Origin of the sequence: Mesorhizobium sp. LNHC252B00, assembly GCF_000502955.1 — a bacterium.
Taxonomy (GTDB): domain Bacteria; phylum Pseudomonadota; class Alphaproteobacteria; order Rhizobiales; family Rhizobiaceae; genus Mesorhizobium.
In genome coordinates, this window is sequence record NZ_AYWO01000020.1 from 1 (window position 1) to 23,653 (window position 23,653).

The 23,653-nt window shown below is 62.5% G+C and carries 28 protein-coding genes; 12 read left to right on the forward strand and 16 right to left on the reverse strand.

The window, feature by feature from the left end:
* Positions 1-234 precede the first annotated feature (234 nt).
* The 8 genes from X744_RS148525 to X744_RS148495 all read right to left on the reverse strand — a co-directional run bounded on the left by X744_RS148525 (position 235) and on the right by X744_RS148495 (position 8,121).
* Positions 235-1,326: a 3-deoxy-7-phosphoheptulonate synthase gene (locus X744_RS148525; RefSeq protein WP_023761103.1), complete on the reverse strand. Its 1,092-nt coding sequence runs from the start codon at positions 1,324-1,326 to the stop codon at positions 235-237.
* Positions 1,327-1,562: 236 nt separating this feature from the next.
* The gene (locus X744_RS0137725) at positions 1,563-1,817 is read right to left on the reverse strand and encodes a type II toxin-antitoxin system prevent-host-death family antitoxin (protein WP_031260719.1); all 255 of its coding nucleotides are present in this window, start codon (positions 1,815-1,817) and stop codon (positions 1,563-1,565) included.
* Between the two features lie 91 nt (positions 1,818-1,908).
* A complete protein-coding gene (locus tag X744_RS148520) occupies positions 1,909-2,703 on the reverse strand; it encodes an SDR family oxidoreductase (protein WP_023761104.1) in 795 nt (264 codons plus the stop codon).
* Between the two features lie 37 nt (positions 2,704-2,740).
* The gene (gene iolG, locus X744_RS148515) at positions 2,741-3,736 is read right to left on the reverse strand and encodes an inositol 2-dehydrogenase (protein ID WP_023761105.1); all 996 of its coding nucleotides are present in this window, start codon (positions 3,734-3,736) and stop codon (positions 2,741-2,743) included.
* Positions 3,737-3,904: 168 nt separating this feature from the next.
* Positions 3,905-4,672 carry an ATP-binding cassette domain-containing protein gene (locus X744_RS148510; RefSeq protein WP_023761106.1) on the reverse strand — a complete coding sequence of 256 codons (768 nt, stop codon included), beginning with the start codon at positions 4,670-4,672 and terminating at the stop codon, positions 3,905-3,907.
* A gap of 2 nt (positions 4,673-4,674) precedes the next feature.
* Complete coding sequence (locus X744_RS148505) at positions 4,675-5,751, reverse strand: ABC transporter permease (RefSeq protein WP_023761107.1); 1,077 nt, start codon at positions 5,749-5,751, stop codon at positions 4,675-4,677.
* A 101-nt stretch (positions 5,752-5,852) separates the two neighbouring features.
* Positions 5,853-6,794, reverse strand: a complete 942-nt coding sequence (locus X744_RS148500) for a sugar ABC transporter substrate-binding protein (protein WP_023761108.1) — start codon at positions 6,792-6,794, stop codon at positions 5,853-5,855.
* A gap of 295 nt (positions 6,795-7,089) precedes the next feature.
* On the reverse strand, positions 7,090-8,121 hold the full coding sequence (locus X744_RS148495) for a LacI family DNA-binding transcriptional regulator (RefSeq protein ID WP_023761110.1): 1,032 nt from the start codon (positions 8,119-8,121) through the stop codon (positions 7,090-7,092).
* A gap of 168 nt (positions 8,122-8,289) precedes the next feature.
* On the opposite strand from X744_RS148495, the gene X744_RS148490 reads away from it, so the two are divergent.
* Genes X744_RS148490 through X744_RS148480 form a run of 3 tightly spaced genes read left to right on the forward strand, consistent with a single transcriptional unit; the run spans position 8,290 to position 10,983 of the window.
* A complete protein-coding gene (locus X744_RS148490; RefSeq protein ID WP_023761111.1) occupies positions 8,290-9,381 on the forward strand; it encodes a fatty acid desaturase family protein in 1,092 nt (363 codons plus the stop codon).
* Between the two features lie 52 nt (positions 9,382-9,433).
* Positions 9,434-9,748 (forward strand): MocE family 2Fe-2S type ferredoxin, encoded by a 315-nt coding sequence (locus X744_RS148485; protein ID WP_023761112.1) that lies wholly within the window; start codon positions 9,434-9,436, stop codon positions 9,746-9,748.
* Positions 9,745-10,983, forward strand: a complete 1,239-nt coding sequence (locus tag X744_RS148480) for an FAD-dependent oxidoreductase (protein WP_031260720.1) — start codon at positions 9,745-9,747, stop codon at positions 10,981-10,983. The genes X744_RS148485 and X744_RS148480 overlap by 4 nt, the downstream gene beginning before the upstream one ends.
* Positions 10,984-11,010: 27 nt before the next feature.
* On the opposite strand, the gene X744_RS148475 is transcribed toward X744_RS148480, so the two are convergent.
* From X744_RS148475 to hslV, 6 genes are all read right to left on the reverse strand, one after another.
* The gene (locus X744_RS148475) at positions 11,011-11,970 is read right to left on the reverse strand and encodes a DUF1402 family protein (protein WP_023761114.1); all 960 of its coding nucleotides are present in this window, start codon (positions 11,968-11,970) and stop codon (positions 11,011-11,013) included.
* 235 nt (positions 11,971-12,205) lie between these two features.
* Positions 12,206-13,519 (reverse strand): ATP-dependent protease ATPase subunit HslU, encoded by a 1,314-nt coding sequence (gene hslU, locus X744_RS148470; RefSeq protein ID WP_023761115.1) that lies wholly within the window; start codon positions 13,517-13,519, stop codon positions 12,206-12,208.
* Between the two features lie 4 nt (positions 13,520-13,523).
* Positions 13,524-14,123 carry a DUF2585 domain-containing protein gene (locus tag X744_RS148465; protein ID WP_023761116.1) on the reverse strand — a complete coding sequence of 200 codons (600 nt, stop codon included), beginning with the start codon at positions 14,121-14,123 and terminating at the stop codon, positions 13,524-13,526.
* 49 nt (positions 14,124-14,172) lie between these two features.
* Positions 14,173-15,327 (reverse strand): hypothetical protein, encoded by a 1,155-nt coding sequence (locus X744_RS148460; protein ID WP_023761117.1) that lies wholly within the window; start codon positions 15,325-15,327, stop codon positions 14,173-14,175.
* Positions 15,324-15,836, reverse strand: coding sequence for a GNAT family N-acetyltransferase (locus tag X744_RS148455; protein ID WP_023761118.1), 513 nt, complete (start codon positions 15,834-15,836; stop codon positions 15,324-15,326). Before X744_RS148455 ends, X744_RS148460 begins: the two co-directional genes overlap by 4 nt.
* A gap of 53 nt (positions 15,837-15,889) precedes the next feature.
* A complete protein-coding gene (gene hslV / locus X744_RS148450; RefSeq protein WP_023761119.1) occupies positions 15,890-16,441 on the reverse strand; it encodes an ATP-dependent protease subunit HslV in 552 nt (183 codons plus the stop codon).
* Positions 16,442-16,654: 213 nt separating this feature from the next.
* Here hslV and hisB point away from each other — a divergent pair, with 213 nt between their 5' ends.
* The 9 genes from hisB to coaA all read left to right on the forward strand — a co-directional run bounded on the left by hisB (position 16,655) and on the right by coaA (position 22,442).
* The gene (gene hisB, locus X744_RS148445) at positions 16,655-17,254 is read left to right on the forward strand and encodes an imidazoleglycerol-phosphate dehydratase HisB (RefSeq protein ID WP_023761120.1); all 600 of its coding nucleotides are present in this window, start codon (positions 16,655-16,657) and stop codon (positions 17,252-17,254) included.
* A gap of 4 nt (positions 17,255-17,258) precedes the next feature.
* Positions 17,259-17,735, forward strand: a complete 477-nt coding sequence (locus X744_RS148440; protein ID WP_023761121.1) for a DUF2628 domain-containing protein — start codon at positions 17,259-17,261, stop codon at positions 17,733-17,735.
* Between the two features lies 1 nt (position 17,736).
* On the forward strand, positions 17,737-18,387 hold the full coding sequence (gene hisH / locus X744_RS148435) for an imidazole glycerol phosphate synthase subunit HisH (RefSeq protein WP_023761122.1): 651 nt from the start codon (positions 17,737-17,739) through the stop codon (positions 18,385-18,387).
* A gap of 6 nt (positions 18,388-18,393) precedes the next feature.
* A complete protein-coding gene (locus tag X744_RS148430; protein ID WP_023761123.1) occupies positions 18,394-18,684 on the forward strand; it encodes a DUF1330 domain-containing protein in 291 nt (96 codons plus the stop codon).
* A 4-nt stretch (positions 18,685-18,688) separates the two neighbouring features.
* Positions 18,689-19,438: a 1-(5-phosphoribosyl)-5-[(5-phosphoribosylamino)methylideneamino]imidazole-4-carboxamide isomerase gene (gene hisA / locus X744_RS148425; protein WP_023761124.1), complete on the forward strand. Its 750-nt coding sequence runs from the start codon at positions 18,689-18,691 to the stop codon at positions 19,436-19,438.
* Complete coding sequence (locus X744_RS148420) at positions 19,435-20,271, forward strand: arginase family protein (protein WP_023761125.1); 837 nt, start codon at positions 19,435-19,437, stop codon at positions 20,269-20,271. The genes hisA and X744_RS148420 overlap by 4 nt, the downstream gene beginning before the upstream one ends.
* On the forward strand, positions 20,268-21,062 hold the full coding sequence (gene hisF / locus X744_RS148415) for an imidazole glycerol phosphate synthase subunit HisF (RefSeq protein ID WP_023761126.1): 795 nt from the start codon (positions 20,268-20,270) through the stop codon (positions 21,060-21,062). Before X744_RS148420 ends, hisF begins: the two co-directional genes overlap by 4 nt.
* Before the next feature lie 73 nt (positions 21,063-21,135).
* Positions 21,136-21,459, forward strand: coding sequence for a phosphoribosyl-ATP diphosphatase (locus X744_RS148410; RefSeq protein WP_023761127.1), 324 nt, complete (start codon positions 21,136-21,138; stop codon positions 21,457-21,459).
* Between the two features lie 23 nt (positions 21,460-21,482).
* Positions 21,483-22,442 carry a type I pantothenate kinase gene (gene coaA, locus X744_RS148405; RefSeq protein ID WP_023761128.1) on the forward strand — a complete coding sequence of 320 codons (960 nt, stop codon included), beginning with the start codon at positions 21,483-21,485 and terminating at the stop codon, positions 22,440-22,442.
* Here the strand turns inward: coaA and X744_RS148400 are convergent.
* On the reverse strand, positions 22,429-23,073 hold the full coding sequence (locus X744_RS148400) for an alpha-ketoglutarate-dependent dioxygenase AlkB (protein ID WP_023761129.1): 645 nt from the start codon (positions 23,071-23,073) through the stop codon (positions 22,429-22,431). The two genes, coaA and X744_RS148400, sit on opposite strands and share 14 nt — an antisense overlap.
* 141 nt (positions 23,074-23,214) lie before the next feature.
* On the reverse strand, positions 23,215-23,652 hold the full coding sequence (gene arfB / locus X744_RS148395; protein WP_023761130.1) for an alternative ribosome rescue aminoacyl-tRNA hydrolase ArfB: 438 nt from the start codon (positions 23,650-23,652) through the stop codon (positions 23,215-23,217).
* Between the last annotated feature and the right edge of the window lies 1 nt (position 23,653).

Below are 23,653 nucleotides of genomic sequence, written 5' to 3' on the forward strand. Positions count from 1 at the left end.
AGAGAAGGCCCCTAAAGAATCAACCTTTCCACTCAACGCAAGACTTACTCTTACTCATATGCGATTCCCCTGCCCACAAGGGGGAGGGAACACTGCCGCGCACTCCAATTCGATCCTTTTGGCGCCTGAACGTTGGCAGTTTGCCGTTGTCAGCGCCGACTGGAGTCTCCCTCCCCCTTGTGGGGAGGGGTTAGGGGCGGGGGTCCGTGCCGGGCAAAGGCCGGCAATAGTGGCTTAGGCGGCTCCCTGGCGGCTATCGATCATGGCGCGGCGCACCGAGCGGCGCCACTCGACGGCGCCGGCAAGGCCGTGCAGCACCGTCTCGGTGGTCGCCCAGTCGATGCAGCCATCGGTGATGCTCTGGCCATACACCAACGGCTTGCCGGGCACGATGTCTTGCCGGCCGGCGACGAGGTTGCTCTCGATCATCACGCCGATGATGCGCTCGTCGCCCGCCGCGACCTGGCCCGCGACATCGGCCGCCACCTTGGGCTGGTTCTCGGGCTTCTTGGCTGAGTTGGCGTGGCTGACATCGATCATCAAACGGGGCGCGACACCGATGCGGGTAAGTTCCGTGCTAGCGGCTTCGACGCTCGCCGCGTCATAATTCGGCTGAACGCCGCCGCGCAGGATGACGTGGCAGTCCTCGTTGCCGGTGGTCGTCGCGATGCCGCTGCGGCCGCCCTTGGTCACCGCCATGAAATGATGCGGCTGGGCGGCGGATTTCACTGCCTCGGCAGCGATCCGCAGATTGCCGTCGGTGCCGTTCTTGAAGCCGACCGGGCAGGACAGGCCCGATGCCAGTTCGCGGTGGATCTGGCTCTCGGTCGTGCGCGCGCCGATGGCACCCCAGGCGACGAGGTCGGCAATGTATTGCGGCGTGGTCATGTCGAGGAATTCGGTCGCAGCCGGCAGGCCGAGATTGTTGACGGCAGACAGCACGTTGCGCGCCATCCGCAGTCCCTTGTCGATGTTGAAGCTGCCGTCGAGATCGGGATCGTTGATCAGGCCTTTCCAGCCTATTGTGGTGCGCGGCTTCTCGAAATAGACCCGCATCACGATCTCAAGCCGGTCCGACAGGCTCTCGCGCAGCGCCGCCAGACGGCTGGCATAGTCTACCGCAGCGACCGGATCGTGGATCGAACACGGGCCGACGATGACGAGCAGCCGATCGTCGGTGCCGTTCAAGATAGCGTGGATGGCATTACGTGAAGCGCTGACGGTGCGCGTCGCCGTCAGCGTGCGCGGTATTTCCCGCATCACCTGGTCCGGCGTACTCAATTCCCTGATTTCCTTGACCCGAAGATCATCTGTAGTGGTCAACACGGCTTTCTGCTCCTGTTTGGGGAACCTGCCGGCTGAAACAAAAAAGCCGCCAGGTATGGCGGCTGTTCGGATCTTGTTGCTGCAATCTTCAGATCGAGCGCAATCCTCCCGCCGCCAGCGAGCTCCTAAAGTACCAATACGTGGCGGTCAGGTTGATCATGAAACTCATATAGTCGAAGCCGAAGTGTTTGTCACGTGCCCCGATGGCAACCGAGCAGCAGCCTCACAACGGCAGATCACGCGGGTTCGTCGCGCCGGCGCTCAAGGTCAAGATCGGCGCCGCGCAGCGGCGAGCCCTGCAGGAACTCAGCAAGCGTGACCTTGCGCGCGGTCTTGCGATGCCATTCCTCGGCCGAGACGACAACCACGCTTGGTTTGCCGTTTCTGGTGATCGTCTGCGGTGAGGACTGTGCGCGCTCGATAACCTCCGAGAGCCGGGCCTTTGCTCCGGCGACCGTCCAGTTGGTACCCTCTTTGGGTGCAGATGGCATCTCGACCTCCGTGACCATCCTGACTACATGGAATAGCGATGCGTCGGCAACAGGGCGCGGGTGACGGGCGTTTCCGCTGGACTCGCCGGCGCTATTCCGGCGCCGACCCGGCAATACCCTGGTCGTAGTCGACCAGCGATCCGGTCATGACGCCCGATTGCGGGCTCACCATGTAGCTGATCAGCCGAGCCAGCTGGTCCGGCTTCACCAACTGGCCCATCGGCTGCGCGGCTTCGGCCTTTGCCAGCCAGTCGTCCGGCGCGTCGTGCCATTTCTTCTGGACGATATCCTCACCCTCGGTGTCCATCCAGCCGGGCAGCACGGCGTTGCAGCGGATGCGATTGCGTCGATACGAATTGGCGACGTTCTTGGTCAGCGTCATCAGCGCGCCCTTGCTCGTGGAATAGGGCGTCAGGAAAGACTGCCCGCAATGCGCCGACATGGACAGCACATTGACGATCGAGCCAGGCGCCTTGCGATCGAGCAGATGCGCCACCAGGCCCTGCATCAGGAAAAACGGGCCGCGCACATTGGTGTCGAAGATCTGGTCGAAAAGCTCTTCGCTCGTTTCGACCAGCGAACCGCGCGCCGATGTGGCGGCGGCGTTTACCAGCGCGTTGATGGTGCCGAAATGCGAGATCGCGGTGGCGACCGCGCGCTTGCAGTCGGTGACCTTGGAGACGTCGGCGCTGATGAAGATGGCGTCGACACCCAATTTCCTGAAATGGGCAACGGCCTTGTCGCCCTTCTCCTGCGAGCGGCCGATGAGCGCCAGCGCCCGGCAGCCCTCGTCTGCCAGCGCCTCGGCAACGGCAAATCCGATGCCTTGCGCACCACCGGTGACGATGGCGCGTGTCTGTGAATTGCGATCGGCTGATGCGCTCATCGCTATGCTCCTGTGTCTGGGGTCCGAAATCCGGTTCTTACTTGTCGAGGCGGACGGTCTTGCCCGATGTCGCGGACTTTAGTGCCGCGTCCGCCAGCTTCAGTGCCACGAGGCCATCCGCGCCGCTTGGCGCCGCCTTCTTGCCCGACGTCGCCGCAGCGATGAAGGCAGCGATCTCATTGGCATAGGCATCGAGATAGCGGGTCATGAAGAAGTCGTGCAACGGCGGGCGCGTATAGCCCTTCTCGTTGGCCAGTTCGATCGACACCGGGCGCTGGTTCTCGGCCGCGATCATGCCTTTCGAGCCGTGCACCTCGATGCGCTGGTCGTAGCCATAGGTGGCGCGGCGCGAGTTGGAGATGACGGCCTGCTTGCCGGATGCGGTTTCGAGGATGACGCTGACGCTGTCGAAATCGCCGGCCTCACCGATCTTCTTGTCGACCAGCACCGAGGCATGCGCGCTGACAGCCACCGGCTCCTCGCCGAGCAGGAAGCGCGCCATGTCGAAATCATGGATGGTCATGTCGCGAAAAATGCCACCCGAGCGCTTGATGTAATCGATCGGCGGCGCACCCGGATCGCGCGAGGTGATGGTGACCATCTCGACGGTGCCGATCGCGCCGTCGTCGATCGCCTTGCGCACGGCGGCGAAATGCGGATCGAAGCGCCTGTTGAAGCCGACCATCAGCGTCGCCTTTGTCTTGTCGACCACCGCCAGGCATTTCTCGACCCGCTCGGCGTTCAAATCGATCGGCTTCTCGCAGAAGATCGCCTTGCCGGCCTTGGCGAAACGCTCGATCAGGTCGGCATGGGTGTCGGTCGGCGTGCAGATGACGACGGCGTCGATGTCCTTGGATTTCTCGATGGCGTCGATTGTGCGCACTTCGGCGCCATAGGCGCTCGCCAACTCGGTCGCCGCCTTCTCGAACGCGTCGGCGACGGCAACCAGTGTGGCCTGCGGATTGGAGCCGACGGCGCGGGCGTGGACCTTGCCGATGCGGCCGGCACCGAGGAGGGCGAAGCGGAGAATCATGGAAATTTCCTCTAGGGATGGGTTCGAGAGAGTGGTGTCTCCACCTTCCTGTCAGGGAAAGGTGGCAGGCGTATTTTTTTGGCGCAATTCCGACCGGAAAACCGTTTCACACTTTTCCCGGAATTGCTCAACGCGCCAGATTGTTGCTAAACCGGGTGATCATCCTGTTTAGGCCGCGAGCTCTGCCTCCCCGGTCTTGGCGCCGGTAATGTAGGAGACGATATCGTTTCCGTCGGTGTTCTCCTTGCGCAAATTGGCGACGATTCGGCCGCGCCGGAACACGACGATGCGGTCGCAAAGATCGAACACCTGGCGCATGTTGTGGCTGATCAGGATCAGCGGCTCGCCATTGTCCTTCAGCGTGCGGACGATGTTTTCGACCTGTGCTGTCTCCTGCACGCCAAGTGCGGCCGTCGGTTCGTCCATGATGATCAGTTTTGACGCGAAGGTCGCGGTCCGGGCGATCGCCACGCATTGGCGCTGGCCGCCCGACATATGGCGGATGGTGTTTGACAAATTGGGGATCTTCACCGCCGTGCGGACAAGTGCGGCCTCGGTCGCCTTGCGCATGTATTTGCGGTCGAGAATCGAGAACGGGCCGAGATTGAACAGCACCTTTTCGCGGCCGAGGAACAGGTTCGACGGCACATCGAGGTCGTCGGCCAGCGCCAGGTTCTGAAACACGGTCTCGATGCCCGCCTCGCGCGCCTCGATCGGCCCGGTGAAATTCACTTCCTTGCCATCGAACCAGATCTGGCCGCTGGTGCGTTGCTCGACACCGGTGATCTGGCGCACGAAGGTCGATTTGCCGGCGCCGTTGTCGCCCATGATGGCGACATGCTCGCCTTTGCGCAGCTCGAAGTTCGCGCCTTCCAGCGCATGCACGCCGCCATAGCGCTTGGTCAGGTTTTCGGTCTTCAGGACGATGTCTGACATGGTCAAGCCCTCATTGCCCGCAGGCGTTGGCGCCACTGGTCGAGAACGACAGCACCGACGATGATCACGCCCTTGACCATCTCCTGGTAGTAGGCGTCGAGGCGCAGGAAGGTAAAGCCGGAGATGATGACGCCGAAGATCAGCGAGCCTATCACCGTGCCAATGATCGAGCCACGGCCGCCTGACAGCGAGACGCCGCCGATGACCGCCATGGCGATGGCGTCGAGTTCGTACATCACTCCCATGCCCGACTGTGCGGTGAGGTTCTTGGAGCTCAGCACCACGGCGGCGAGCGCGGCGAGCACGCCGGCGATGACGTAGACAAGGATCTTGTGGTTGGCGATCTTGATGCCGGACATGCGCGCGGCATCCTCATTGGAGCCGATCGCGTAACAATGCTTGCCGTACCTTGTGTAGCTCATGATCAGCTGGAACAGCACCGCCAGAGACAGGAAGATGATGACCGGCATCAGGCCTTTGCCGATCGCCGCGAAACTCTCGGTGGGAAACGAGATCGGCTGGCCCTTGGACCACCATTTGGCGATGCCGCGCGCGGTCACCATCATGCCGAGCGTGGCGATGAACGGCGGAATGCGCGTGTAGGCGATCAAGGCACCGTTGATCAGGCCGGCAAACAGGCCGCAGCCGATAGCGACCAGCACCGGCACGATCACCGGCAGGTCGGTCCAGCCCTGCGCGAGGAACATCGCCTTGGGGTTGGGATTGCCGTTGACGGTCGCCACCTGGGCAAAACTCATGGCAATCATTGCCGTCGCGCCGACGATCGAACCCGAGGACAGGTCGATGCCGCCGGTGATGATCACCTGCGTCACGCCGATGGCGATGATGCCGACGATCGACACCTGCAGGATGATGATCTGCAGCCGGGCTTCATTGAAGATCGCGCTGACGTCGCTGCGGGTGTTGAACAGGAAGCTGTCGCCAAGAAAGAGCCGGCCGATCAATTCGAAGACGACAACAAGAATGACGAGCGCCAGGAAAACGTTGAGTTCGGCAGGCCATGCGCGCTTCTTCGCATCATAGGTGAGGCCGCCGACGCCATGAGATGTCTGTGCCATCGTTCTTTCCTCCGTCAGCCGCAGTTCTCCCCTTGCTGCCTTGCCGGCGCTGAGGGGAAGAGGAGCGGCGCAGTGAGAGCGCCGCTCCGCATGTCCGCTGCTCAGTTCTTCTTCAGGAACTTGTCGATGTTCGCCGGCGTCACCAGTTGGAAGGGGACGTAGACCTTGTGTTCGACCTTTTCGCCCTTGGAGAGCTTGAGCGCCGCATCCAGCGCACCGGCGCCCTGGCCGGCCGCGTCCTGGAACACGGTTGCGTCGAGGTCTCCCGCCTGCATGGCGGCAAGCGCGTCCTGGGTGGCGTCGACGCCGCCGACGACGACCGACTTCATGTCGATGTTGGCGGCTTTCATCGCCTGGATGGCGCCGATCGCGCTTTCGTCATTGTTGGCGATGACGCCGTCGAATGGCTTGCCGGTCGACAGCCAGTTGGTCATCAGGTTCTGCGCCTCGTCGCGGTTCCAGTTCGACGTCTGCTTGTCGATGATCTTGATGAAATTGCAATCCGGCGTCGCGATCACCTCTTCGATATCCTTGGTGCGCTGCACGGCGGCCTGGTTGGAGAGCTCGCCCATGATCACATAGACATTGGCTTCCTTCTTGCCGGCTTCCTTGAACAAGCGGCAGACTTCCTTGGTCTCGAGCGTGCCGGAATCCGCCTCGTTCGAGGCGACGAAGGCCTGGTTGTCGGGCAGCGTGTCGACATTGACCGGCTCGCGGTTGACGTAGACCAGCGGGATCTTGGCTGCGGCGGCAGCGTCCGACATCGCCTGCGTGGCCGAGGTGTCGACCGGGTTGACTATGATGGCGTCGACGCCCGAGGCGGCGAAGTTCTTGATCTGGTCGAGCTGCTTGGCAACGTCGTTCTGCGCGTCTTCGACCTGCAGCTCGACGCCGCTCATGCCCTTGGCCTGAGCGATCATGCCGTTGCGCAGCACGGTCAGGAAGTTGTCGTCGAACTTGGCCATCGACACGCCGACCTTGGCGGCCATGGCAGATGAACTCATCAGCGCCGCGAAGGCGACGCCCAAAAGCAGTTTCTTCATTGTGTTTCTCCTCCACATATTGGTGTCCGGTTTCACCGATTTATCCGGAATCCCCGATCTCCCCGGGGAATCTCTCCCACGGCCTTTTCTGTTCCGGATGGCGTTTTCCTAGGGGAACGCCAGGCTCCCAGTTTTGAAACAGATGTCCGGAACGAAAGGACCAAAATACGTAGCTGATGAAATATTTATTCCATTTCACATCGGGGCGTCAAGGGCAATTCAGCGGCCTGCGGGCCTATTTGCGCATCGCCCTGATGGATTCTATCATTTGCCTCGGCGGCTCGCGCGGCGGCAGCTAGATGTTTTCCGGCAGATAGATGTCAAAGGGCAGGAAGGTCTGGCCTGGAGCGTTGGCGGCGCCGGTTTCGATGGCATGCGCCATCAGGTCGACAAGCTCACGACATAGAGCGGCGAGCGGCGTCGAGATCACCATGGTGAGGATGTTGTCGGCGAGTGCCGCGCGCGATTCGGCGTTGATCTCGTTGCAAACGACCACCGGCATGTTCGCGGGCTTTGCTGCGCGCAGCGCCGACACCGCACCTTCCATGCCCCCGCCGGCGACGTAGCAGCCGACAAGATCCGGATAACACGCCAGAAGATCGATCATCGCATCATGGGTCACCTGGTTGGCTTCCAGATTGACCAGCGTTTCAAGCACGCTGAAGTCCGGCGCATGCTCGCGGAAGAAGGAGCGAAAGCCGATCTCGCGCAGCTCGTGGCCGTGGAAGCGGTGGCTGCCGACGAAGAGGGCGACCTTGCCGGGTTCCTTCGCTGCCTTGGAGATCATCCATGCGGCGGTGCGCCCGACCTTGCGGTTGTCGAGGCCGATATAGCCCTCCCGGATGCCGGCGGCAAAGTCGGACAGCACCGAAAAGACCGGCTGGCCTCTCGCCTTCAAGGTTTCCACGACCGCTGTCAGGGTCGGATGGTCCGGGCCGACAACGGCGATAGCCCGCGATTTTGCCGCCAGCCTGCGCATCTGGGATGCGATCTCGTCGGGAGCCAGGGAACTGGCGAAGTCGATGGTCGCAACGCCACGGAAGCGCTGCGATTGCGAGATGGCCAGTTCGAGTTCCCGCGCGAAGTCACCGTAGAAGGCATCATTGCCCCGTAGCAGCAGGAAGCCCAGCCGGTATTCCGGCAATTCCTGGCGCATGCGCTGCTTGATAAGTCCGGCGGCGTGATAGCCGATATCGGTAGCGGCCTCGTAGACGCGGCGCGCGGTCTCCTCGCGCACCGGCAGCCGGTTGTTCAGCACGCGGTCGACGGTGGCGACACTGACGCCCGAGACGCGCGCCAGATCGGTGATGGTGGGCCGTTTCGCCATGCTTGCCTCATTGGATCGCCTGAGGCTTCCTACACCATTCTGATGGGAAATGATAGAAACTATCTTTATGATGTTGAGTCTATCATGATCTGGCACTATTTTTCAGGCTCGAAGCCAAATGGATTTCGGGCGTTCGTTCCGACGAGTGCCTCGCCGAGGGAGGCAACCATGCATGCTGCGCCGTCCCGGCGTGACTACAGCCTGATCGGCCGCGACGCCAAGCTCGCCGTCGAGACCGGGCTGTCGGCGGCCGAATGGTATCACACCGAGATTCCGCGCAAGCAGATAAAGGAGCTGATGCAGCGCTCCGACGGGCCGGCGATCCGCGATACCATCATCTGGCTCGCTGCCCTGATCGTCAGCGGCGCCGGCGGTGCCTGGTTCTGGGGCACATGGTGGTGCGTGCCGTTCTTCTTCGTCTACGGCGTTCTCTACGGCTCCTCGACGGATTCACGCTGGCACGAGTGCGGCCATGGCACCGCGTTCCGGACGCAGTGGATGAATGATGCGGTCTACCAGATCGCCTGCTTCATGATCATGCGCAATCCGGTGACCTGGCGCTGGAGCCACACGCGCCATCATACCGACACCATCATCGTCGGCCGCGACCCGGAAATCTCGGTCATGCGACCGCCGGACCTGGTCCGCGTCGTCCTGGGGTTCGTCGGTGTGCTCGACGCCTGGCATGCGATGAGCGACATGCTGCGCAACGCCGCCGGCAACATCAGCGCCGCGGAAAAGACCTTCATTCCCGAGCAGGAGCAGCCAAGGGCGATCCGCGTCGCCCGCATCTGGACGTCGACCTATGCCGCGACCACTGTGTTGGCGTTCTACACCGGCTCGTTTCTGCCGCTGATGCTGATCGGCCTGCCCAGGCTCTATGGGGCCTGGCATCACGTTATGGTCGGCCTTCTGCAGCATGGCGGCCTGGCCGACAATGTCACCGACCACCGGCTCAACAGCCGCACCGTCTACATGAACCCGATCAGCCGCTTCATCTACTGGAACATGAACTACCATGTCGAGCATCACATGTTCCCGATGGTGCCCTATCATGCGCTGCCGAAGCTGCACGAACTGATCAAGCACGATCTGCCGGCGCCGACACCGTCGATCCTGGCCGGCTACCACGAGATGATCCCGGTCTTCCTGCGCCAATTGCGCAACGAGGACTATTTCCTCAAGCGCGAGCTGCCGCCGACCGCCAGGCCATACCGCGAGGAATTCCACAACGATGCCGTCGCGGTCGCGGCGGAATGATCGTTCGGTCATCCGGATTTCCAGGCGAGCCCCGATTGTTGAGGAGGAATCTATGAGCGACTGGGTCGAGGCCTGTGACACCGGCGACATCGACGAGGAGGATGTGATGCGCTTCGATCATGGCGGACGCACCTTCGCCATCTATCGCAGCCCGGATGACGAGTACTTCGCCACCGACGGCTATTGCACGCATGAGAAGGCACATTTGGCCGACGGGCTGGTGATGGACGACATCATCGAATGCCCCAAGCACAATGGCCGCTTCAATTACAAGACGGGTGACGCCCGCGGCGCGCCGGTCTGCGTCAACCTGAAAACCTATCCGGTCAAGGTCGATGCCGGCAAAGTCCTGATCCAGGTCGGATGACCGATATGGCGCGGGGAATGGTCATTGTCGGCGCCGGCGAATGCGGTGGGCGAGCAGCTTTGGCACTGCGCGATCTCGGTTATGAGGGGCCTGTGACGCTGGTCGGCGACGAGCCGCATCTGCCCTACGAACGCCCGCCGCTGTCGAAGGACGCGATGGCCAGCGACGCGCCCGAGATCAAGGCGATCGCCAGCGACGCAATTCTGGCCGAGAAATCGATCCGGCATATCCATTCCGTTCAGGCCGTGGCGATCGATCGCGCGGCGCATATGGTGCGCCTGTCGGACGGTTCGGTCCTGCCTTATGACAAGCTCCTGCTGGCGACCGGTTCGACGCCGCGCAAGCTGCCGATGGCGGGACTGGGTCGGCGCTGCGTTTATCTCCGCACCTTCGTCGATGCGCTCGCCATTCGCGCGCATCTCAAGGCAGGCAATCGTATCGCCATCATCGGCGGCGGCTTCATAGGCCTCGAACTCGCCGCCGCGGCACGCAAGCTCGGAGCGTCGGTCACCGTCATCGAGGCGCAGCCGCGCATACTGATGCGCGGCGTACCGGCCGAGATCGCCCAGATCATTCATGATGCGCATGTCGCCGAAGGCGTGAAGATCCTGTGCGGCGACGGCATCGTGTCCATTGCCGACGATGGCAACGAGGTGCGCATTGCGCTTGCCGGCGGACAGGACATATCAGCCGATCTCGCCGTCATCGGCATAGGCGCCGTGCCGGTGACCGGGCTTGCGGCCGAAGCCGGCCTGATGATCGACAATGGCATCGCTGTCGATGCCGAGCTGCGCAGCAGCGATCCCGATATCTTTGCCGCCGGCGATTGCTGCTCGTTTCCGCTCGCGGTCTATGGCGGTCGCCGCGTGCGGCTGGAAGCCTGGCGCAACGCCCAGGAGCAGGGCGCGCTGGCGGCGAGGAACATGCTGGGCGCCGGCGAGGTGCACGCAGCGGTGCCGTGGTTCTGGTCGGATCAATATGGTCTGTCCCTGCAGATCGCGGGCCTCTCGGACGAGGGCCGCAGCACTGTGCGCCGCGACCTCGGCGATGGCGCCTTCATCCTCTTCCACCTGGCCGAGGATGGCAGGCTGGTGGCGGCCAGCGGCATCGGTCCCGGCAACACGGTCGCCCGCGACATCCGGCTGGCCGAAATGCTGATCGCCAAGCGGGCGAAGCCGACGCCGGAAGCGCTGGGATCGCAAACCGTCAAGCTGAAGTCGTTGCTGGCGGCTTGAGCTTGCGAAGAATGGAGGGCCGAGGCCCTAAAACAGTGCCTTCAGCTCCGGCAGCTTGTCGTTGACCAGCCAGCCGTAATAGTTCTCCTCCGGCAGCTTCTCCGGCTCGCCGGCGGCGCGGCGCCTGTCGTTCTCCGCCTTCAGCGCGTAGGCGCGCTGCTCCGGATTGCCGACATTGTAGAGCGTGGCGGTCAGCCCCGGATTGCCCGAAATATCGAAGCCGGCAATGCTCTTGTAGGCGTCGATCGATTTTTTGATCGTCGCGGCGACGTAAGGCAGCGTCAGGTCGGGATCCATGATGGTCTTGTAGACCGAATTGGGGTCGGCGACGTCGAGCTTCGGCAGGCCCGAAACCCTGTGCACGAGATCGCTCATCTGCAAGGCGGTCAGCGGATTGAGCTGGCCGAGGCCGAAGGTCTGGCCGGCATAATAGGGCTGGAAGAAGGTGGCGCCGAAGCGGTCGTCTGGAAAGCTTGTCCCGCCGACGCTCTTGCCGCGAAACGAATGGTTCCACACCTGCTCACGGCATTCCCACAGATCATAGCTGTCCGAGACGCCGGCGCATTTCTTGAATTCCGGCCGCTGCACGAAATCAGTGACGTCCTCGCCGTCATAAGCGAAGGACAGCTTGCTCGACAGGTAAGAGATCGCCTTGACGTAATAAGTCTGCAGCCGGTCGTAAGCGTCGACATTGTAGGTGTGCTCGCCGACGATGGCGCCGACGATGTGCATCGGATCAATGCCGTAGGTGGCTGCTGCCTTCTTGATCTTGCCGCGCAGGTCGGCGTCGTTCTGCAGCAGGGCGTAGACCTTGCGGTACTTCGCCTGGAAGGTGGTGTTGGTCGCCTGCGTGCGCCGGCTTGAAGCGCCGGGAATGTCCGGCTGTACGGCATTACGGTTTCCCGCCGGCACCAATGTCGCCGCTTCAGTGGCGAACAGCGTCGCCGCCAGCGTCAAGCCGAGAATGAGCAGGATCAGTTTTTTCATGCGCCGCCGCCCAAGCAATTCCAGGAAAAGTGTGAAACGGGTTTCCGCCCGGAATTGCGTCAACCAAGAGATCGAGAATGCCGCGCAAACTAGGTAAAGCTCTTGATCGAGTCGAGAGCACCCCTTCGCCCAGCACTACGAAAGATGGCCAGATGGTACCATCTGGCCACACCCCAAACTGTTTGCCGGAACCGTGTCGTCCGGACCGGCGCCGGAATGACCCCGGCGCCGTCGTTTAAAGGATGAATCGCGACAAATCTGTGTTTCGCGACAGATCGCCGACATGCTTTTCCACATAGGCGGCGTCGATTGTGACGCTCGTGCCGTTGCGGTCCGGCGCGTCATAGGAGATGTCATCCAGCACTCGCTCCATCACCGTCTGCAGCCGCCTTGCGCCGATGTTCTCAACGCTGGCGTTGAGGTCGACGGCGATGCCGGCCAGCGAATCGATGGCGTCGTCGGTGAAGGTCAGGTCGACGCCTTCCGTCTTCATCAGCGCGATATACTGCTTGATCAGGCTGGCCTCGGTCTCGGTCAGGATGCGGACGAAATCGTCCTTCTCCAGCGCCCGCAGCTCGACGCGGATCGGCAGGCGGCCCTGCAATTCCGGCAACAGGTCGGACGGCTTCGACACATGGAACGCACCCGAGGCGATGAACAGGATGTGGTCGGTCTTCAACGGTCCGTATTTGGTCGCCACCGTCGTGCCCTCGATCAGCGGCAGCAGGTCGCGCTGCACGCCTTCGCGAGAAACTCCAGCGCCCATGCCGCCTTCACGCGACGCGATCTTGTCGATCTCGTCGAGGAAGACGATGCCGTCATTTTCGGTCGCATCGAGCGCCCGGCGCACCACCTCATCCTGGTCGAGCAGCTTGTCGGACTCATCGTTGACCAGCAGCGCGTAGGATTCCTTGACCGTCGTCTTGCGCGACTTGGTCTTCTTGCCGCCCATCGCCTTCGACAGCATGTCGTTGATGTTGAGCACGCCGATATTGGCGCCCGGCATGCCGGGAATCTCGAAGCCGGGCATGCCGCCAGTGCCGGTGTCGGCGACTTCGATCTCGATCTCCTTGTCATCGAGCTCACCGTCGCGCAGCTTCTTGCGAAAGCTATCACGCGTCGCCGGGCTCGCTGTCTTGCCGACAAGCGATTCCAGCACCCGTTCCTCGGCGTTGATGTGGGCGCGCGCCTTGACGTCCTCGCGCATCTTCTCGCGCACCAGGCCGATGGCGATCTCGACCAGGTCTCGGATGATCTGCTCGACGTCACGGCCGACATAGCCGACTTCGGTGAACTTGGTCGCCTCGACCTTGACGAAAGGCGCACCGGCCAGCCGCGCCAGGCGGCGCGAGATCTCGGTCTTGCCGACGCCCGTCGGCCCGATCATCAGGATGTTCTTCGGCATCACCTCTTCGCGCATCTGGCCTTCCAGCTGCTGGCGGCGCCAGCGGTTGCGCAGGGCGATGGCCACGGCGCGCTTGGCGTCCTTCTGGCCGATGATGAAGCGGTCGAGTTCCGAAACGATTTCGCGGGGAGAAAATGTGCTCATATGACTAAATTCCACTTTGCCACTGCTTGATGGCCTCTAACGGATGCAGCAGCATGATCACGTTGAGTGTCAGATTGTCCCGGATCAGATAGCCGGTACCCAGTTCGAAGATGACGGCGAGGCTGACGATCACCCATATAGGTAGCGTTCGTGCCATCACAAATCCCAGCACCATGGCCAGTGTGTCCGAGACCGAATTGATGATGCTGTCGCCGTAATAGTCGAGAGAAATGGTGCCGGCGCGGTAGCGGTCGATGATGAACGGGCTGTTCTCGACCAGTTCCCAGCCGCCTTCGATGAAAACGGCGAATGCCAGCCTCAGGCCGATCGGTGAGCGCGGAAACAGGAAGCGCGCCAAGGCATAGAACAGGAAGCCGTGGATGAAATGCGATGGCGTGTACCAGTCGGAAATATGCTGGGAATTCTCCGAACTCTGCACGATTCCATGCCAGAGCTTGACGTAGCCGCAGGTGCAGATCGGTGTCCGTCCCATCAAATAGAGCGTGACGGCCTGGACGATGATCAGCCCAAGCACGATGAGAACCCCCATCCGCCAACTGTTTTCGTAGGCCGAGAGGTCTTTGTCCTCGCCGGATGCTTTCATGCCGTCATTCCCCCTCATGCCCATCGTGCTCTTCGGTCATCACAGCCCGCTACGCCTTCAGCGGCGGCAGCCAGCGGATTACGGCCGCCGGCAAAGTAGGCTTGACGACAATTCGCCGGATACGCTGCCAGCCCGCCCCGAAAAGGACGATCAACGCGCCGACAACGACCAAGATCAAGGCAAAAGGCGGAATGCCAGTCGAATGGGAGGCGGAGTTGACCAGATAGTAGATGCCCAGCGAGCCGAAATAGGCCAATGTGGGAACCAACAGCGAACGGCGGTCTATGGCGAGCGCAACATAAACGAAGCCAAGGATCAGGATCGTCAGCATGATGGTCGCATTGGCATCGGGCGCGATATGTCCGAATGCGACGTTCTGGCCAGTTGCCATGATAAAGAGCGGATGCACCAGCATGGGCGCCGATACGACATGCAGCCAGAACGCACAATCGGACCAGATTTTGCGTCGATCTCGGTCGTGGATGTCGAAAGCCACGGCCGTCGAGAATACGATCAGGCCGCAGATCAGCGGCATGTAGAGTGCCGCGCGGAGCAATTCGGGAACATCCTCGAGGCTTGGCGGCGCAACCGCGCCTGTCGTCACGCCGTCGTACAGGACTATCGCCGTTTGCAGGAAAGCAAGTAGGGTGAAGGCGATGGCGATGACCCCGGCAAGGACGGGGACGCGAAAGCGCCAGAAATAGATCACCGCCGCCGCTATTCCCCCGCCGAGAAACAGATATCCGGCCCGGGAAGCCGTTTGGCGCAACGCCAATAGCTGCCAGATGGTCTCCGGCATGCGGATGTCAAAGCTGGCCCTAACCCCCAGCGCCAGCGCGACCAGGATGGCGACCATGAAGATCAGGGCAAGCACGGAAGAAGACAATTTCATCCGGTGCTGGCGCGTGACAATTTCGGCGAGTGCCCAGGCGAAAACCGCAAGAATGCCGGCAATCCAGAACGTCTGACCAGGAAGCATGGTGATGAGGACGAAGAAAATACCGGCGTTGAGCAGAACAGTCCCCACGGTGATGAAGAGATCATTGCCGCCGCCGACCAGTCGCAGGTTTTCCTCGTCACCCTCATCATCGGCGCGCTGGGCCCCAGCCGCGCCCGCGCGCTCCATGGCCTCAAGTTGATCCCGCAGCGTCTGCGAAATCAGACCCGCGGCGATCGCCTTGTCGAGTGTTTCCGCGCGGATCAATCGGGCTCCTGTGGCGCGTCGCGCGCCATCATCAATGCTGGCCCGTATTCCGATATTCTGGTGTCAAAGGCAACAAAGCCAGCCTTTTCATAAGCGCGGATAGCCCGCCCGTTGGCGGGATCCGGGTCTATGATGACGCGCGGCACGCCTTCCTCGAACAGCTGTTCGACGAACTGGCGCACGATTGCCGAGCCATGGCCGAGCCCGAGCAGCTCCGGCCGGCCGATCGACAGGTCGATGCCGAGCGTTCCGTAAGGCTGGTCGGCATAGGGGTGGTCGTCTTCCAGATGCGGGTCGTAGCTCTGCAGATAGGCGATCGGCTTGCCGTGGAGTTCGACGATCAGCGGCTCGACGGAAATCGAGTCGATATGATCGCGAATCTCGGCGATTTCCGTTTCGGGATCGTCCCACCACTCTGCCACATGCGGCTCGGCGAGCCAGCCGGCGATCATCGGCAGGTCTTTCTCGGTCACCGGCCGAAAATCATATCTATCTTCTTGTTCAACCATGATCTTTCCCGAAAACCGGTCTCCACTTTTCGGGATCATGGTCGGCGGCCGGGTCAGCCGGCATCGAGCGTTTCGATGACGAAATTGTTGTTGGTGTAGACGCAGATATCGGATGCGATCTGCATCGCCTTGCGGGCGATCTCCTCGGCGTCCTTGTCGCTGTCCATCAGGGCGCGCGCCGCGGCCAGCGCGAAATTGCCGCCAGAACCGATGGCCATGACGCCATGTTCGGGCTCGAGCACGTCGCCGGTGCCGGTCAGCGCCAGCGAGACCGACTTGTCGGCAACCAGCATCATCGCTTCCAGCCGGCGCAGATAGCGGTCGGTGCGCCAGTCCTTGGCGAGTTCGACGCAGGCGCGCGTCAGCTGGTCGGGATATTGTTCGAGCTTGGCTTCAAGCCGCTCCAGAAGGGTGAAGGCGTCCGCCGTGGCGCCGGCGAAACCGGCGATCACATTGCCGCTCTTGCCGATGCGGCGCACCTTTTTGGCGTTGCCCTTCATGATGGTCTGGCCAAGGCTGACCTGGCCATCGCCGGCGATCACCACCTTGTTGCCCTTGCGCACCGTCACGATGGTCGTGGCGTGCATGGTCAGTTCATTCGACATTTCCTGGCTCCGAGCAGCGCTATCCCAATAGGCGATTGGCGCGTACGAGTGACTTGATCGGCCATATGTATGCATGGGCCCGGTGATTGCAAACCGCTCGATACCCGACCGGGATGGCAACTGGCAATCGCCGGATCATGCTGCTAGAAGGCTCTCGTTTTCAAGCCGGTGAAGGCTTGGAACGCATGAAAACCCTGGGACAAGGACAAGGTCATGTCGCCCCGTTCCGCCGAAGCCAGCCGCAAGACCAAGGAAACCGATATCGCGGTATCGGTCCATGTCGACGGTTCGGGCAAATCAGACATTTCGACGGGCGTCGGCTTCTTCGACCATATGCTGGACCAGCTTTCCCGCCACTCGCTGATCGACATGACGGTCAAGGCCAAGGGCGACCTGCACATCGACGACCACCACACGGTCGAGGATACCGGCATCGCGCTCGGCCAGGCGCTGGCCAAGGCACTCGGCGAACGGCGCGGCATCATGCGCTATGCCTCGATCGACCTTGCCATGGACGAGACGCTGACGCGTGCGGCGATCGACGTGTCCGGCCGTCCCTTCCTGGTCTGGAACGTTTCCTTCTCGTCGCCTAAGATCGGCACGTTCGACACCGAACTGGTGCGCGAGTTCTTCCAGGCGCTGGCGCAGAATGCCGGCATCACGCTGCATGTCACCAATCATTACGGCGCCAACAACCACCACATCGCCGAGACCTGCTTCAAGGCGGTGGCGCGTGCGCTGCGCACGGCACTTGAACGCGACCCGCGCCAGCCGGACGCGGTACCCTCCACCAAGGGATCTTTGAAGGGATAGCGTCATGACCGCCTATGTCGTCATGGAACCGCCCGGCCGCAGCGAGAGGGCCGATACAACGGCCTTTGTCCGCGACGGCTTCACCTGGCTGGGTTTTCTGGTGCCGCCACTCTGGTTCGCCTGGCATCGGCTGTGGATCGAGGCAGCCCTTGCCTTCGTGGTCATGGGCCTGCTTTCTATGCTTGGCCAAAAGCTCGGCCTTGGCCCGGCCGCATCGCTGCTGTCGCTGCTGGTTTCGCTGTATGTCGGACTGGAAGGGCAGGGGCTGCGCATATCGGCACTTCGCCGGCGCGGCTGGCACGAATGGGGCGTGGTCGAGGCCGGATGGCTCGATGACGCCGACACGCGCTATGCGCTCGAGGCGGAAGCGCTTTCCGATCAGCCCGCACCGGGACCGCGCATGGTCCCGGACGCTGCCCTGGCGCGGCCATCGCAGCCGGGCATCGCGCTGGGGCTGACCCATATTCCGGGAAGACGCTGACATGCGCGTTGCCATCATCGATTACGGCTCGGGCAATCTGCGCTCTGCCACCAAGGCTTTCGAGCGCGCCGCGCGTGAAGCCGCCATATCCGCGGACATCGACCTGACCGCCGATGCGGAGAGGGTGCGCGCGGCCGATCGCATCGTCCTGCCCGGCGTCGGCGCTTATGCCGACTGCGCGGCTGGCTTGCATGCCGTCGAAGGCATGTGGGAGGCGGTCGAGGAGGTCGCGATTGCCAAGGGCCGGCCTTTCCTGGGCATCTGCGTCGGCATGCAGCTGATGTCGCAGCGCGGCTTGGAAAAGATTGTCACCAACGGCTTCGGCTGGATATCAGGCGACGTCAAGGAGATCAGGCCGGCCGATCCGGCATTGAAGATCCCGCAGATCGGCTGGAACACGATCGACCTCAAACGCCGGCATCCGCTGTTTGCCGGCATTCCGACCGGGCCGGACGGGCTGCATGCCTATTTCGTCCATTCCTACCATCTTGATGCGCGCCAAGCGGACGAGGTCCTGGCGGTCGCCGACTATGGCGGCCCGGTGACGGCCACGGTCGCCCGTGACAATCTCGTCGGTACGCAGTTCCATCCTGAAAAGAGCCAGGCGCTGGGCCTGGCACTGATCACGAATTTCCTACGCTGGAGGCCCTGAAACACCATGAGTAAGAAGGGCTACTGGATGGCGATGATCGATGTCCGCGATCCCGATGTGTACAAGCAGTACATCGAGGCGAATGCCGTCGCCTTCGCGAAATACGGCGCGAAATTCCCAGTGCGGGCCGGTCGTTACGAGAGCCCCGAAGGACCGACCGGCAACCGTCACGTGCTGGTCGAGTTCGAGTCCTACGACAAGGCGGTCGAATGCTATCATTCGCCGGAGTATCAGCACGCCTCGAAGTTTCGGCTTGCCGCCTCATCAGGCCATTTCGTCATCGTTGAAGGCGCCTGAACGGATGATCCTTTTCCCAGCCATCGACCTCAAGGACGGCCAATGCGTGCGCCTCAAGCACGGCGACATGGCCACCGCGACCATCTACAATGACGATCCGGCGGCCCAGGCCAAGGCCTTCGAAAAACAGGGCTTCGAATGGCTGCACGTCGTCGACCTCAATGGCGCGTTCCAGGGCCAGAGCGTCAACAGCGCGGCGGTCGGCGCCATCCTCAAGGCGACGAAGAATCCGGTCCAGCTCGGCGGCGGCATCCGCACGCTGGCGCAGATCGAGGACTGGCTCGATCGCGGGCTGGCCCGCGTCATCCTCGGCACGGTGGCGGTGCGTGACCCCGGCCTGGTCAAGCAGGCCTGCATGGCTTTCCCCGGCAAGGTGGCCGTCGGCATCGATGCCAAGGGCGGCAAGGTTGCCGTGGAAGGCTGGGCCGAGGCGTCGAGCCTCGGCGTCATCGAACTGGCGAAGAAGTTCGAGGGCGCCGGCGTCGCCGCCATCATCTACACCGACATCGACCGCGACGGCGTTCTGACCGGCATCAACTGGGATGCCACCATCGACCTTGCCGACGCCGTGTCGATCCCGGTCATCGCTTCCGGCGGCCTCGCCTCGATCGCGGACATCGTGCGCATGACCATGCCCGACGCGAAAAAGCTCGAGGGCGCGATCTCCGGCCGCGCGCTCTATGATGGCCGCATCGATCCGACCGAGGCGCTGGCGATCCTGAAAGGCCGGCCTGCGGCGGAGACGCGGTCGTGAAAATCTCCATCATTCTGGCCTCTTATGACAGCGGCCACTACCATGGCGGCATGGGCCAAGGTCCGGATTCGCTGATATCGGGCGGTCTCGTGGACGCGCTGACCATAGCTGGCCACGATGTTGCCGTGGAAGACATCGGCAAGGTCGGAGACATTCAGGAGCGCGAGATCGCCACCGGCTTTGCCGTCTGCAACGCGGTTGCCGCCGAGGTTCGCTTTGCCCGTGACGCCGGTCGTTTTCCCATCGTTCTTGCCGGAAACTGCCTGACCAGCGCTGGCGCGGTCGCCGGTGAGGACGCCGATGCGATCATCTGGGCCGACCAGCATGGTGACCTCAACACGCCCGAGACATCCATGTATGGCTTTCTCGACGGCATGGCGCTGGCCACTGTTCTGGGCCTGTGCTGGCGCCCGATGGCGGCGGCCATTCCCGGCTTCAAGCCGATCGATCCGTCCCGCTGCGTGCTCATCAACGCACGCGATCTCGATGCCGCGGAAAAGCAGCTCCTCGAGACATTGCCGATCATCCGGACGGAATGTCCGGGAGTGGCCCAGGCGACCGAAAGACTGAAGGTCGCCGGTGCCAGACGCGTGCACATGCATCTCGACCTCGACGTGCATGACCCCCAGCAGCTGCAGGCCAACCGCTACGTCAGTTCCGGCGGGCCGAGCCCGGAACAGTTGCGCGACGCGGCTTGCGCCGCGGCACTTGCTGTGCCGGTCGTCGGCATCACTGTTTCCGCCTATGATCCGGCCTTCGACGCGCAGGGCGATGTCCCGCCGCTGGTCGGTCAGTTGCTCAACGATCTCATCGCCACGATAGAGGGCCGCTGATGCTGAAAGCCCGTGTCATCCCCTGCCTCGACGTCAAGAACGGTCGCGTCGTCAAGGGCGTCAACTTCGTCGATCTGATCGACGCCGGCGATCCGGTCGAGGCGGCCAAAGCCTATGACGCCGCCGGCGCCGACGAGCTCTGCTTTCTCGACATCACCGCTTCGTCGGACAATCGCGAGACTATCTTCGACGTCATCGCACGCACCGCCGAACAATGCTTCATGCCGCTGACCGTCGGCGGCGGCGTGCGCCAGGTCGCCGATATCAGGAAGCTGCTGCTGGCCGGCGCCGACAAGGTGTCGATCAACACGGCGGCGGTGAAGAACCCGGATTTCGTCGCCGAGGCGGCCGACAAGTTCGGCAACCAGTGCATCGTCGTCGCCATCGATGCCAAGAAAGTGTCGGGCGCCGGCGAGGCCGATCGCTGGGAGATCTTCACCCATGGCGGGCGAGAGAAGACCGGCATCGATGCGGTCGAGTTCGCGCGAAAAATGGTCGATCGCGGCGCCGGCGAGATCCTGCTGACCTCGATGGATCGGGACGGCACCAAGGCCGGCTACGACATCGCGCTGACCCGCGCCATTGCCGACGCGGTGCGGGCGCCGGTCATCGCTTCCGGCGGTGTCGGCACGCTCGATCACATGGTCGAAGGCATTCGCGATGGCCATGCCGGCGCGGTGCTGGCGGCCTCCATCTTCCATTTCGGCACCTATACGATAGCGCAGGCCAAGGCGCATATGGCCGCTGCGGGGCTGCCGATGCGGCTGGACTCGCTTGGCAATCGGTCCTAAAGCATGATCCCGAAAAGTGGGAACCGGTTTTCGGCAAAAAGATCATGCTGAAACAAGCAGATAGATGACGGTCATGACCGAGTTTTCGCTATCCGATCTGGAAAAAATCGTTGGGGAACGCGCCCATTCCGGTGATCCGGACTCCTGGACTGCAAACCTGTTTGCGCGCGGCATCGACAAGGCGGCGCAGAAGCTTGGCGAAGAAGCGGTCGAGACCGTCATTGCCGCCGTCAAGGGCGATAAACAGGCCCTCGTTTCGGAAAGCGCCGATCTTGTATATCATTGGCTCGTCGTTCTCGGCCTCTCCGGGGTTCCGCTGAGCGACGTGCTTAGGGAACTCGAACGCCGCACCGGGCATTCGGGCATCGCCGAGAAGGCGTCACGGCCCAAGGGCTGACCGCGAGGAAGGCAGGTATCTCGATGGATCAGCTCGCGCCAACCGAGAAATATTCCCCCTTTCGCTTCTTCTCCGCCGAGCAATGGTCGCAATTCCGCGCCGACACGCCATTGACGCTAAGCGCGGACGAATTCCGCCGCCTGCGCTCGCTCAACGACCCGATCGACCTCGAAGAGGTCAAGCGCATCTATCTGTCGTTGTCGCGGCTCTTGTCCGCGCATGTCGAGGCGAGCCAGCTGCTGTTCAGGCAACGCCAGGCCTTTTTCAACGCGGTGGACATCGTCAAGACGCCTTTTATCATCGGCATTGCCGGTTCCGTCGCGGTCGGCAAATCGACCACGGCGCGCGTGTTGAAGGAGCTGTTGGCGCGTTGGCCGTCGAGCCCCAAGGTCGACCTTATCACCACCGACGGCTTCCTGCTTCCCAACGAGGTCCTGCGCCGCGAGAACCTGATGGAACGCAAGGGATTTCCGGACAGCTACGATGTCGGCGCGCTGCTGCGCTTCCTCTCGGGGATCAAGTCGGCGCTGCCCGATGTCCGCGCGCCGGTCTATTCGCATCTGACCTATGACGTCATTCCCGGCGAGTTCGTCACCATCGATCGGCCTGACATCCTGATCTTCGAAGGTATCAATGTCCTGCAGCCCGGCAAGCTGCCGCAGGACGGCAAGATCGTGCCCTTCCTGTCGGATTTCTTCGACTTCGCCATCTATATCGATGCCGACGAGAAGCTGATCCACAATTGGTACATCTCCCGCTTCATGCGGCTGCGTGAGACCGCTTTCCGCAACCCGGAGTCCTTCTTTCACCGCTATTCGCAGCTCTCGGAGGGTTCGGCGCGCGCCATCGCCGAAGGTCTGTGGACCAACATCAACCTGAAGAACCTGCGCGAGAACATCCTGCCGACGCGGGCCCGCGCCGACCTCATCCTGCGCAAGGGCGCCGACCACCGGGTCGAGGAAGTGGCGCTCAGGAAGCTGTGACGGCCGGCTTCGTCACCCGCCTCAGCGTCAGATTGATGCGGCCGCCATTTTTCAGCAGCGCCGAAGTCGAGGGATAGATCCGGTCGACGCCGTGGAAGCACAGGCGGCCTTCGCCGCCGAGCACCACGACATCGCCGCTTTTCAGTCGAAACGACTTTGTGCCGCCCTCGCGCGTCGCCCCCTCGCGCGTCACTTGGCCAACCCTGAACAGGCAATCGTCGCCGAGCGAGACGGAAACCACCGGCGCCGAAAAATCGGCCTCGTCGCGGTCCTGGTGCAGGCCCATCTTTGCCTCTGGAGTGTAGAAATTGACCAGGCACGCTTCCGGCGGATGCGGATAGCCCGAGACCTGCCGCCACAGCTCGAGCAGGCTGTTCGGGATTGGCGGCCATGGCGCTCCGGTCACTGGATGCGTCGGCTGGTAGCGGTAGCCTTGCTCCTTGTCGGTAACCCAGCCGAGCGGGCCGCAATTGGTCATGCGCACGCTCATCTCCTTGCCGGTGCGCGGCATGGCTGGCACGAATAGCGGCGCCTGCTGCACGATGCTTCTCACCTCATCGACCAGCGCTTCCTGCACGCTGCGTGACAGGTAAGCTGGCATGTGGCGGACGCCTTTGGGCAGGACGAGCATAGGCTTGGTCGCTAGATCCGTTCGTCAAAAGTCAAGCATGCCATCGCCAAATGAAAACGGCGACCTGAAAGTCGCCGCTCATGTCATTTGCGGTTCGAAATTGGAAGTTGTTTTGTGTGCTCGCCATTGGGTGTGTAGTGCTTAATCATTCTCCACCCGGCCGCGCAGTTTCTTGATCGTGCCGCGTCCGGCCTTGCTCTTCAGCCGCCGCTCCACCGCACCCTTCGACGGCCGCGTCTTCTTGCGCGGCGGCGGTGGCGGTTCGGCGGCCTTGGCGACCAGCGCCGTGAGTCGTGCCCGTGCGTCCGCCCGGTTCTGTTCCTGGGTGCGGAAGCGGCCTGCCTCGATGACGATGACGCCGTCCTTGGTGGCACGCTGGCCGGCAAGCTTGATCGTGCGCTCGCGCACGCGCTCCGACAGGCCCGTTGCGTTGGCCGCATCGAAGCGCAGCTGCACCGCCGTCGCCACCTTGTTGACGTTCTGGCCGCCTGGACCGGACGAACGGATGAAGTCCTCGTGCAGGTCGCCCGGGTAGATCACCGCATCGTCGGCAATGATGATGTTGTCGTCGCTCGCCATG

Bases quoted from the DNA above. Each gene is read 5' to 3' on its own strand.
- X744_RS0137725 (WP_031260719.1), bottom strand. From the start codon at position 1,817: ATGCCATCTGCACCCAAAGAGGGTACCAACTGGACGGTCGCCGGAGCA.
- X744_RS148520 (WP_023761104.1), bottom strand. From the start codon at position 2,703: ATGAGCGCATCAGCCGATCGCAATTCACAGACACGCGCCATCGTCACC.
- iolG (WP_023761105.1), bottom strand. From the start codon at position 3,736: ATGATTCTCCGCTTCGCCCTCCTCGGTGCCGGCCGCATCGGCAAGGTC.
- X744_RS148510 (WP_023761106.1), bottom strand. From the start codon at position 4,672: ATGTCAGACATCGTCCTGAAGACCGAAAACCTGACCAAGCGCTATGGC.
- X744_RS148505 (WP_023761107.1), bottom strand. From the start codon at position 5,751: ATGGCACAGACATCTCATGGCGTCGGCGGCCTCACCTATGATGCGAAG.
- X744_RS148500 (WP_023761108.1), bottom strand. From the start codon at position 6,794: ATGAAGAAACTGCTTTTGGGCGTCGCCTTCGCGGCGCTGATGAGTTCA.
- X744_RS148495 (WP_023761110.1), bottom strand. From the start codon at position 8,121: ATGGCGAAACGGCCCACCATCACCGATCTGGCGCGCGTCTCGGGCGTC.
- X744_RS148490 (WP_023761111.1), top strand. From the start codon at position 8,290: ATGCATGCTGCGCCGTCCCGGCGTGACTACAGCCTGATCGGCCGCGAC.
- X744_RS148485 (WP_023761112.1), top strand. From the start codon at position 9,434: ATGAGCGACTGGGTCGAGGCCTGTGACACCGGCGACATCGACGAGGAG.
- X744_RS148480 (WP_031260720.1), top strand. From the start codon at position 9,745: ATGACCGATATGGCGCGGGGAATGGTCATTGTCGGCGCCGGCGAATGC.
- X744_RS148475 (WP_023761114.1), bottom strand. From the start codon at position 11,970: ATGAAAAAACTGATCCTGCTCATTCTCGGCTTGACGCTGGCGGCGACG.
- hslU (WP_023761115.1), bottom strand. From the start codon at position 13,519: ATGAGCACATTTTCTCCCCGCGAAATCGTTTCGGAACTCGACCGCTTC.
- X744_RS148465 (WP_023761116.1), bottom strand. From the start codon at position 14,123: ATGAAAGCATCCGGCGAGGACAAAGACCTCTCGGCCTACGAAAACAGT.
- X744_RS148455 (WP_023761118.1), bottom strand. From the start codon at position 15,836: ATGGTTGAACAAGAAGATAGATATGATTTTCGGCCGGTGACCGAGAAA.
- hslV (WP_023761119.1), bottom strand. From the start codon at position 16,441: ATGTCGAATGAACTGACCATGCACGCCACGACCATCGTGACGGTGCGC.
- hisB (WP_023761120.1), top strand. From the start codon at position 16,655: ATGTCGCCCCGTTCCGCCGAAGCCAGCCGCAAGACCAAGGAAACCGAT.
- X744_RS148440 (WP_023761121.1), top strand. From the start codon at position 17,259: ATGACCGCCTATGTCGTCATGGAACCGCCCGGCCGCAGCGAGAGGGCC.
- hisH (WP_023761122.1), top strand. From the start codon at position 17,737: ATGCGCGTTGCCATCATCGATTACGGCTCGGGCAATCTGCGCTCTGCC.
- X744_RS148430 (WP_023761123.1), top strand. From the start codon at position 18,394: ATGAGTAAGAAGGGCTACTGGATGGCGATGATCGATGTCCGCGATCCC.
- hisA (WP_023761124.1), top strand. From the start codon at position 18,689: ATGATCCTTTTCCCAGCCATCGACCTCAAGGACGGCCAATGCGTGCGC.
- X744_RS148410 (WP_023761127.1), top strand. From the start codon at position 21,136: ATGACCGAGTTTTCGCTATCCGATCTGGAAAAAATCGTTGGGGAACGC.
- coaA (WP_023761128.1), top strand. From the start codon at position 21,483: ATGGATCAGCTCGCGCCAACCGAGAAATATTCCCCCTTTCGCTTCTTC.
- X744_RS148400 (WP_023761129.1), bottom strand. From the start codon at position 23,073: ATGCTCGTCCTGCCCAAAGGCGTCCGCCACATGCCAGCTTACCTGTCA.
- arfB (WP_023761130.1), bottom strand. From the start codon at position 23,652: ATGGCGAGCGACGACAACATCATCATTGCCGACGATGCGGTGATCTAC.